The sequence below is a fragment of the Arsenicibacter sp. R0_47 genome, assembly GCF_057652235.1.
Genome location: NZ_JBYFCJ010000065.1, coordinates 1 through 9,904 on the forward strand (window position 1 = coordinate 1; position 9,904 = coordinate 9,904).

Below are 9,904 nucleotides of genomic sequence, written 5' to 3' on the forward strand. Positions count from 1 at the left end.
GGATGAAACCAATTCTACGGGGACTGGATTCTGACATCAACCGGGTGGGGTTCCTGTTACAATGGGGCTACTTTCGGTCGAGTGGCCGCTTTTTCAAAACGTCTCGCTATGCCCCCGGTGATGTTGGGTTTGTGAGTAAACTCCTGAAAGTGGCCGTCTCTTTCGAGCAGCTTCAAACCTATGACCGGGCCACCATAGGCCGACACCGACAGCTTATTCGTAACCGAGTTAGGCGTGAAACCATTTCAGGGTACGGGTAAAGAAATGACCTGGAGGGAAGCTCGCCACCTGGTCACCCGTCAGGTAAGTCCTTCGGCTGTTTTTGGCTCGTTGTGCGAATTTATCCGTACCCACCGCATTGAGGTTCCTACCTATTACACGTTGGCCATGCTGATCACACAAGCCTTTACTGAGTTTGAAGGGAACTTATTGACCCTGCTTAGGCGGGAAATAACGCCCACGCAAATGGGCCTGATCGACTCCTTATTTGAAAAACCAGAAACAGAGGACTCCCATCGGCAAATCTACCGGCTATCAACCTTACGACAGGCTTCCGAGGTCATCAAACTGGCGGATATTCGGGAGAATATGGCCCGCCTGAATGAGTTGAAAACACGTTATCACGCATTGCTACCCATACTTACCTCCCTAAAGATGTCCGATGATTTGGTCGATCACTATGCCCAATATGTGCTGCGTGCCGAGATATTCCAGATCAAACGGCATAAAAACAGTCTGCTTTTAGATCTCTGTTTTGTTCAGTATCAATACTTCCATCTGTCTGATATCCTGTTGATTACCTTCAAAAATACCACGGGCCAGTTCATCAATCAAATTCAGGGCCAACGCGAAAAACTGATGGTGGCGGCCTATGGCGAAAACCTGCCGGCAATGGATGCGATTCTGGAAAATTATCTGAGGCAGGCCGAGCAGGTCGAGCAACTTATGCGGACTGCTTTCTGTTTCGATAAGACGCAAATCGAAAAGTTTGACCTACTTATCAAACAACTCAATGATCCTTCGATTACCGCTTTCCTGCACTTAGTCCCCTCCGTCAAAAAACTTCATCAGCAGACCCGGAAAAACCTGGCAAACTCGTTCTTGCATCAAGCTATGCGCGAACACGCCCGGGCTTTGATGACCCGGATTGCTGACATCATGCGCCATATTGAGTTCGTGCCATCTACTCCGACAGACACCTTGGGGTTGGCTTTAGTCGCTTACCAAACTAAGCATGGTGTCGTTTCGGCCACCGCACCGACGGACTTTCTAACAGCAGCCGAAAAAAAGATCATCGACAATGATGGGCATTTCGATACCGCGCTCTACAAAGTCTGGCTAGCGCAGTATCTGCTTCGCGCCCTCAAATCGGGTCGGATTACCGTGCGTACTTCCCATCAACACAGGGCCTTTGACGATCATTTGATCCCGCAGGCCGAGTGGGAAAGCGGGAAGCAAACGTTGCTGGAACGAGCGGCACTACGGCACCTGACTTACTGGCCGACGGTTCAACAAACCTTGAGAGATCGGCTAAGTGATCAGTTTACGCAGACCTTTGGCCATATCAATGCAGGGGAAAATCTGCTGGTTCGCAAACGGGCTGATGGTCGATTGCGGTTTGTGACACCAACCAAAGTGATTCCCCAAGACCTTCGGGAACTGTATCCCAAAGACCGTACCTTTCCCATTTATGAGGTTTTTCACACCGTAAATCACTACACCGACTATACAAAAGATCTTCACCACCGGCAGGATCATCATCACCAGGAGGTAATGCCGGATGTGGTCAATTTTGCCGCTCTGATCGGCTGGGGCTGTAATCTGGGCATGAGCCGGATGGCCCAGCGGTCTAAAAATGTCTCCCAAGGAGCCCTGGACCGGGTAGCCCGCTGGTACTTCTCCCCTGAGAATTTACGTCAGGCCAATGATCGCCTGGTTGATTTTATGCACCGGATGCCGCTTGCCAATCTCTTCAAGGAGGATGAGTTCGTGATGCGTTCAGCGTCGGACGGGCAGAAATATACGATGGCTATGGATTCGATTCACGCCACCTATTCGCCTAAATATTTCGGCAAGGACAAAGGCATCACTATTTACAGCTTCATCGCTGAAAATTACCCGCTCTTTTATACGACGACTTTTTCGGCAGGAGATCGGGAAGCCTGGTATGTCTTTGATGGCCTACTTCATCACCAACGTATTACGAGCCTTCCTCAACAACAGGTTCATAGCACCGATACGCACGGGGTTTCGCTGGTCAATTTTGCACTAGGCTTCTTATTGGGCATTGATTTTCAGCCTCGTATCGAAGGGTTTCACAAATGTAAGCTGCACGGCATTGCTGATATGCCCATCCTGGAACAACTCGACTACCGTATCCGAGCTGACAAAACTATCAATACGAGTCTGATTGAACAACAATGGGATAATATCCTGCGCTTTGTGGCAAGTCTCAAACTGCACTACGCACTGCCTTCGAGTTTGCTGAAACGACTCAACGCCTATGCCCATCAGCATCCGTTGTATCAGGCTCTGGTCGAGCTAGGGAAAGTGGTACGCACGATTTTTTTGCTCACCTATATGGACGACGACCAACTCCGTCGTCGGACCAACCAGCAAACCACGCAAATGGAGAGCATTCAGAAGTTAGCCAAAGTACTTGACATGGGTGATGACGGGGCGATTCAATTTTGCACCAAGGAGGAATTAGAAATTATGGCACTCAGTAAACAGCTTATTATCAACAATATAAGCTGTTTCAACTATATCCTTCTAACAAAATATCTTATGGAAGCACCCAGTCAGGAGCAAAAGGAATTATTGGCTACGATCCCCTTTTCAGCGGCTTTTGCCTGGGAACACATCAACCTTCATGGGGAATATGATTTTGGCGAGGACGTTTTAAAGAATGCTTTGGCCATTGATTTGGAAACGATGCTCCAATTTAGTATTCCGAAAAAAGTATAACATACTATGATTCAGTAGTATAAAGCCAATCCATGAAACATTTCCCCGGAATGTTGGCAGCTACCCAATAGCCTTCCAATGTATCCAGCGGTCGCACAGGATATGAAAATGGATATTGCCGTTCTTCTGCGGTTCCGCCCGCCAGAAGTAGTGCATGACCTGATGCCGGTTTTTGAGCGTAATGATGAACCGGTTGAGCAGTTCGCGTTTGATGAAGTTGTCGTCGTGACGTTGTTTGGCGGGCAGGGTGAGCGTGATGAACGTAGGATAATAGTCGTAGTTTTTGCCGGACCGGAAGGCGGTTTTGGTGTCCACCTGCCAGTTTCGGGTGATAACCTGTTCGAGGCACTGTAGCCAGTTTTCGAGTAACGTTCTGACCTTGCGGGCAGTGGTCGGACTCATGAACCCGTTATAGTCACCGTCCTTTCCCTTCGTCAGGTTGTCGAGTTCGGTCTGCGTTTTGGAAGAAGTGAAATTGTGATAGTGCTTGTAAATCACAACCGCTCCCGGCCTGATCTTACAATTATGCGTGATACAACGCTCATTGAGATTTGAAATTACGTTATTCATATGAGCATAATTTCTTTTTTGTAGAGTCGGCGCGTAGATAAACCAAGGGAAGCTGCGCCGTTATGGATTGGGCTTGTGACGCAGTAACGAAGGAAAAGAAACGGTATGAGATTACGGGTAATGTCCCGGAAATCAGCGGGTTAAGACAAAAAAGAAACCCGGCAGTATGAGGTGTCGAGGCTCACTTACCGGGTCATAGTTACCAATCCGTGTCAGAATCAGTGTCCAAATTTAGCGATTAATTAAGAATCATAGCTAATTGTGCGATCTATAGTACATAGATGTATATTCGTTGTAACATTTTTACATAAAACTGTAATATGTTTAACATATTATAAAACCTGACGCAAGTAGAACGTTTCATGCTGCCAACGTACATTATTACGAATCAACAAACTGAAAAAAAAATCGCTGTGACAAATGCGAAAATGGCGTATTTCATCTATCAGGAAATCATGATAAGCGAGAATGCTAAACCGTATTCGTATACCTCTTTTGTCAACAAAGCCAAAAAGCAGCCATTTACGTTTTTGACGTATCTGGTTGAAAATGTCACGCGGTACAGCATTGGCGAGGTAAGCAATACCGAACTAATCGGGATGCTTAACGCTGCCGATTAAGCCCGGGCATGGAGTCGGCCGGAAAGAGCGGTTCTGTAGGGAAATCATAATGGGCGAACCGTTCCAGCTCCAGCAGCTTGTGCCGGTACGCCCGTTTGATACCCATCTGCTGGTGGATTTCGCGGTCATAGCGCAAATTGGCCTCATGGTACTCGACCGGCGTGATCTGTTTCTGCAAATTGGCCTCCGCTGCTACCCGTAGAATGCTGACAAGTGAGCGGTTGATGACCGGAAACTCATCGCGGATTTGTTCAAAGTCGACCAGCAGGGCGCGGTACATCTGTCTCAGCTGGTGCAGATCGTTCTGGTAGTTAAGGTTCGCGAGCCTGTTGATGGCCTCAAGCTTAATTCGTCGCTGTTGCCGGTCGCGGTCAATTTCTGCCAGTGTAGAAATGCCGAATGTTATGGACGGGAAGCCAAATTGTAGCCCGACATTGGGCAGATAATACCACCACTTTTTGCGGGTCAAAGCGCTGAATTCGGCCGCCTCAGCCTCGTTTTTTTGCCGGTGCCATGCCTTCAGACTAGCCTCGTAGAGGTCCAGCGAATATAAGTCCCACACTACCGGCGCATTTTGTGCGATTCCAGGAACCGAGGAGGTCCAGAGTGCCGCAAAAAGCAGCAGCATAAAAAAGCGGCGGGGGGTCCGGGGGGTGAACAAAATGGCGGTTTTGTGTGTACACTTTCGCGCCAAAAGTGAACAGTTTTTTACCCTGCCGGAATGTTGTACTATTTCGGGCTGGTCGGGTCGGGGTCGGTAACTTGAGACAGTGCCGGAATCGGGTCGGAATCGCCGGTTTTCGGGGGTCGGGAAGGTGGTCGCCGGGGGCGTGAAACGGTAAACGCCGGCGGGCGTTGTGGGGTCGGGAAAGAGTTGCTGGGTCATGCGTCAAAAGGGATTAAATCCGTTCGCTAGAATGCGAGCTGGCCTTATGACGCATGAAGCATATTTAAGTTATCTTCGGGTGTAGTGTATTTCAAACGGAATACATGGCGAAATTAATTGAAAATCCCGGCTGTTATACGGCCGGGATTTTTTGTTGCCTTTTATGTAACTATAGAGTAACTTTGTATCAGATCAGTGGTGGTGTATCACTGATTAATGGTGTGGATATACTGGAAAGACTACTTCTTTATAAGGGTAGTCTTTTTTGTTTTTGGGGAGCTTGAAATCTGGAGGAGGTATTGCCGGTGAAGAGGCATTGAGGCGGAGCAGGGTGTGGGCTGGTTGAGTATAGTCATGAGATACAAATATTTATATGAGTAAAATTAAAATACTTACTTTCGCATCATTTATTTAATATTGATTAACAATCAAATGTATTTATGTGTGTTAATTATAAAAAATGGATACATTCCTTTGCTTTTATAGTAATATTCACGTCATATGTCAGGGCAGATCCTGGTAGCCCGGATTCATTAATCAAACTCACTTATCAGGAGCGTTTTGCAGCGATTAATCGCTTGTTCGGAGAAGCTATCAAAATTGATCGGGCTCATGCAAATCAATTAGTGGATAGTTTAGCACGCTACTTCCGGAATAATGGTACAGCAGAAGACCAGCTTCTTCTACGGGTTTGCATGATTACTAAAGGCCCCGAAAAGCCAGAGCTGTTTGAAGAAGAAACGCTGAATGTGCTCAAAGAAGCTGAGCGTTTGAAAAACCCGTTCATGATAGCAAAGGCCAACCACATTCTTGGCCTCTACTACTTTTATAAGCAAAAAAGATACGCGCTTGCATTCCGGCATATACTCCGAATGGCTGAGATTATTAAAAACCTTAATGAAGTTGATTATCCCGGATACACATATGCCATTTACTTTTCAGCCCGTTCACACTATGATTTTTTTGATTATGAGAATGCAGTTCGTTTCGGACAGATTTTAATGAGCGTCAAAGCCGTAGATGTTAAAGATACCCACATCTTCAATGCCTGTATGATAGGTATGGCTTACTTAAAGCTTGGTAAACATAAAGAGGCCCGCAGGTATTTCTATTGGGCTTTACAACATATTCCTCAAACGTTCAAAGAGATCAAGCTGGAAGGCTGGGAGGGTATCTTATTAGGTGATATAGGACAATCATATGTTGAGGAAAAGCAGTACGAAAAAGCCATTCCTTTTCTTAAGCAGGGTCTGTTTCTTACACAGAAAGCCGGATATCAGGATAATGTGACCCGGTTCAGCAGCAAATTAGCACAGATCTGTTTGCTGCAAAAGCAACCTCGACTTGCTATGCCTTACGTTAAAGCTACATTGCAGGCAATACAGCAAATTAAAAGCTCAGCAAGCCGCTCTAGTGTCGTCGCGGAGCCCTTTTCCGTTATCTCGGACTGCTATCGTGTGCTTGGCGATTATCAGCAAGCCCTACGTTTTGCTGATTCGGCGGCCGTTGCTCATGCGCTCTGGAAGAAACAGATTGATGTCACAATCAAACATCAGGCAGAGATTGCTCATGAGCATCAGAATCATCAGGCTCGCGAAAGAGCCCTCAGGTTGCAACAGGAGCGGGAGCTATTTATCCGGAACAGCCTGATCGTGCTGGCCATAATCCTGATCATCCTCCTGATTACCCGTTACTATCTGCACCGGCATAAAACCCGTAAACAACAGCAACAGCTACTCACCGAAAAGCACCAGACAGAGGCCGAACTGCAAAACGCCATGGCACTGCTGAACCAAATCCGGCAAGGGGTTCAACAAAAAAGCAGGCTTATTGAGCAGGCAGAGCAGCAATTACAGGAAAGTGGTCCGGCCAGCATGGCTGATTCAGGGCTGTACCAGCTGCTTAGCGAACTTCGCCAGTCGGTTATTCTGACTGAAGATGACTGGAAGCAATTTGTCGTTTTGTTTGAGAAAGTACATCCGGGATTCTTTGTCAGGCTAAAAAGCCGGTTCCCCGATCTGACTCCTGCTGAAATCCGCTTTATGGCGCTTAGTCGTCTGGGGTATTCAGCCCGCGACATGGCGGCCATGCTGGGGGTTGGTCAGGGAGCGATCCGGCAGTATCGGTTGCAGATTCGCCGCAAGTTGAATTACGAGGAAGATACAAAGATTGAGCAACTGGCAATGAACATATAATGCTTACCCCGACGATGACATGGTTATGCGTTTTGACGGCTCAATGACCGAAATTACGACACTTGCCTGCGTCCCATCTTCCCCGTATACGGTTAATGTGTAAGCCCCGGGATGAATTATGTCATTTGCATAGGCGATGTATTGCCCACCTACCCGATAAGCGTTTGTAAACACATACCCCTTTGGTCCTGTAAATTTAAAGGCAATTCCAGTAGCCAGGGCAGTTATACTTGATACAGAGGCTGATAAGGAAATCGTATTTGTATAATTGTTTATGGCTGCCGAAAGTGCCTGCCGAACGTCGAAAACACTGACCCTCGAACAGCTACCAGCAACCGAATTTGCTATAATTGAATAAGTACCGGACTGGCTCACAGTGAAACTACCCAGGCTATTACTGGCCTCAATAGCTGGTCCGCTTATTGAATAACTGTTTGCGTTAGTTGCCGATGCCGAAATAATAACCGTTACGTTCTGGAGGCTCAAAAGCCCGCTTACGGCTACTGTCAATGGCCCGATATCCGTCGAATGTACGGTTAAGCTAAACGCCGATGAAGTAGCACTTGTAAGACCATCGGTGACTACAGCTAGGTATGTACCTGCATCAGCAGTTGTTACTGATGGAATTGACAGAACAGACGATCTGAAGTCGGGAAGAAGCAGACCGTCTTTATACCAGCAATAACCGGTAGCGGTACTACTTACATTAACCGAAACGGCCTGACCTTCGCAAACCAGCGAACCAGACGCAGGTTGAGTGTTAATGGAAACACCTTCCTGTTGCTGTTCATAAGCCCCCATATCGATACGGTTACCCACAATTCTGAGATTACCGGCAAGGTCAGTGGGCCCGACGGATGCTGTTGTAGATGATGGATCGCCCGCGTTAATTGCTGGTGAATTGGTGGTGAGTTGTGTACTTGTCAACGAGACGAAAGGCGAAGTTGTTGTTGTTTTGGTACCAACATCATTTGTAAAACCCGTTACAGTAGCATCAAATAAAGAATAGCGGGCAACGATACTACCATAGCGGGTTTCACGGGCAATTGTATTGCCTCCATCGCTGCCTGACCAGAGAATCTCTTCTACATTTCCGTTTCCCCAAAAGATGCAGTTTTTCAGAAGAATAGTAGACTGTGCTGTCTCCGGACTCTCCGTTGGCCCTGCAATACCATATACCAACGTATTTATAGCCCCACCTGAAATTCTGGATACATTTCGCTGAAAGGAGCAATTCATAAATGTCGGATTACAAGTTGTCTGTATTTGGGCCATTACAGAAAGTGCTCCACCTTTCACGTAAGCAATATTTGATTGGAACTCACAGTTTATCAAAACCGGATTGCATACACCAGAAGGTAACGTCTGAATTGACATGCCACCACCATCAGAACTCGCAGAATTTCTCAAGAAGAAACAATTAGCTATTGTCGGATTACAAATAGCCCCTCCTCCTCCGGCAACATTATAAATACCTCCCCCTACCTGCGATGTATTTTTTATAAACGAACAGTTCTCAATAATCGGACTACATACCCCTCCTTCAAAAGCCCGGTTGCACAATCCGGAACCACTATTGTTAATAAAGAGGCAGTTTCGGATCAGAGGATTACAGATTTGGCCTGCACCATTCACTTCATTACGTATGCCTCCACCCCACGGTCCCTGGCCATCGCTTATTACGAAGCCATCTAAAACCGCCGTCGACGTTAAGCCTGGGCCATTTTTTATAACATTTAAACTATTGTCTGCTGTCAGGCCTATCTGACCAATATTCCCGCTTAACGTAGTGGTTGAAGGTGCTGTCAGCTTAATGACAGGTCGTTGGCTACGTTGTGTTTCTGTTCCGTTAAATCCTCCGAAAATCGCAACGCCGTTTTTCATGCTGAAGCTCATCTCAGCACTACCATACATATCTGTTGGCCGGTACAAGCCACGGGCTACCCAAACCTCGCCACCTGTTAACGCTGCGTAATCAATAGCCGCCTGAAAATTATTGGTAGCACTCGCCCAGCTTGTCGCACTGGACGCATCACTATTTGTACCCGTGGATGATACGTAGATAGTAAGAGTTTCCGAAGTGGGTAGAGATGACGCTAATGAGGATGTCGATATAAAAATCAGATAAATCAATAGCCAGTTTGACAGGTTCTGCATAAAATATACTTGCTGAAAATATATGAAAATAAACCATTAATGACTTGGCTTAAAGGTAGTTTCAGCTAGATGTATAATCAGTAAAATATGGCGTTAGAAAACCGTTAGAGTTTCGGCAAAAAATCAATACACTTATTTATTTTCTTGTAAGTTCCTGATAAACATAGTGTTAAAATTCTAACGAATTTACTGACTGTATGTTTTAAGCGAAAACACAACAGTCGCATTATGTTTAGACCACTTTTAACAAGTCAAAAATAATTTACACATGGAAAACCAAGGATTAACGCAAGAGTACACTGCTGTCAAGGGAAGTAGTGAGCACTGTGAGAATGGTGCGATTTGGCGATTTTATGCCGACTGGGGTATTGGGTATATTGCTGAGGTAAAAGTTACATATACAGTATCTCACAATAATGTTTCTATATCAAGTTGTCCTTACCCCGTTATATGAGCCAGTTTTGACTGGAGTTTAAGCCGCCTGTCGGTATTCGACCGGTGTCATAAAC

Annotated in this window: 7 protein-coding genes; 4 read left to right on the plus strand and 3 right to left on the minus strand. The window is 46.3% G+C overall.

Translation table 11 applies throughout. The features are described from left to right. The coding region (locus AC23NW_RS35520; RefSeq protein WP_487455394.1) for a DUF4158 domain-containing protein at positions 1-260 on the plus strand (260 nt) is incomplete at its 5' end. Beyond that, the gene (locus tag AC23NW_RS35525) at positions 235-2,967 is read left to right on the plus strand and encodes a Tn3 family transposase (protein ID WP_487455396.1); all 2,733 of its coding nucleotides are present in this window, start codon (positions 235-237) and stop codon (positions 2,965-2,967) included. The genes AC23NW_RS35520 and AC23NW_RS35525, both read left to right, overlap by 26 nt. A gap of 60 nt (positions 2,968-3,027) precedes the next feature. Here AC23NW_RS35525 and AC23NW_RS35530 read toward each other — a convergent pair whose 3' ends face one another. Then, on the minus strand, positions 3,028-3,537 hold the full coding sequence (locus AC23NW_RS35530; RefSeq protein WP_487455398.1) for a rolling circle replication-associated protein: 510 nt from the start codon (positions 3,535-3,537) through the stop codon (positions 3,028-3,030). 362 nt (positions 3,538-3,899) lie between these two features. Between AC23NW_RS35530 and AC23NW_RS35535 the strand changes: the two genes are divergently transcribed. Then, positions 3,900-4,157, plus strand: a complete 258-nt coding sequence (locus AC23NW_RS35535) for a hypothetical protein (RefSeq protein WP_487455400.1) — start codon at positions 3,900-3,902, stop codon at positions 4,155-4,157. Here AC23NW_RS35535 and AC23NW_RS35540 read toward each other — a convergent pair. After that, positions 4,141-4,785, minus strand: coding sequence for a hypothetical protein (locus AC23NW_RS35540; protein WP_487455402.1), 645 nt, complete (start codon positions 4,783-4,785; stop codon positions 4,141-4,143). The two genes, AC23NW_RS35535 and AC23NW_RS35540, sit on opposite strands and share 17 nt — an antisense overlap. 698 nt (positions 4,786-5,483) lie before the next feature. On the opposite strand from AC23NW_RS35540, the gene AC23NW_RS35545 reads away from it, so the two are divergent. Continuing rightward, complete coding sequence (locus AC23NW_RS35545; RefSeq protein ID WP_487455404.1) at positions 5,484-7,238, plus strand: hypothetical protein; 1,755 nt, start codon at positions 5,484-5,486, stop codon at positions 7,236-7,238. A 3-nt stretch (positions 7,239-7,241) separates the two neighbouring features. Here AC23NW_RS35545 and AC23NW_RS35550 read toward each other — a convergent pair whose 3' ends face one another. After that, entirely contained in the window at positions 7,242-9,395 is a 2,154-nt protein-coding gene (locus AC23NW_RS35550; protein WP_487455406.1) for a choice-of-anchor Q domain-containing protein, read from the minus strand. Positions 9,396-9,904 lie beyond the last annotated feature (509 nt).

Coding starts and splice junctions, on each gene's coding strand:
- AC23NW_RS35535 (WP_487455400.1), top strand. CDS start 3,900: ATGCTGCCAACGTACATTATTACGAATCAACAAACTGAAAAAAAAATC.
- AC23NW_RS35550 (WP_487455406.1), bottom strand. CDS start 9,395: ATGCAGAACCTGTCAAACTGGCTATTGATTTATCTGATTTTTATATCG.
- AC23NW_RS35545 (WP_487455404.1), top strand. CDS start 5,484: ATGTGTGTTAATTATAAAAAATGGATACATTCCTTTGCTTTTATAGTA.
- AC23NW_RS35540 (WP_487455402.1), bottom strand. CDS start 4,785: ATGCTGCTGCTTTTTGCGGCACTCTGGACCTCCTCGGTTCCTGGAATC.
- AC23NW_RS35530 (WP_487455398.1), bottom strand. CDS start 3,537: ATGAATAACGTAATTTCAAATCTCAATGAGCGTTGTATCACGCATAAT.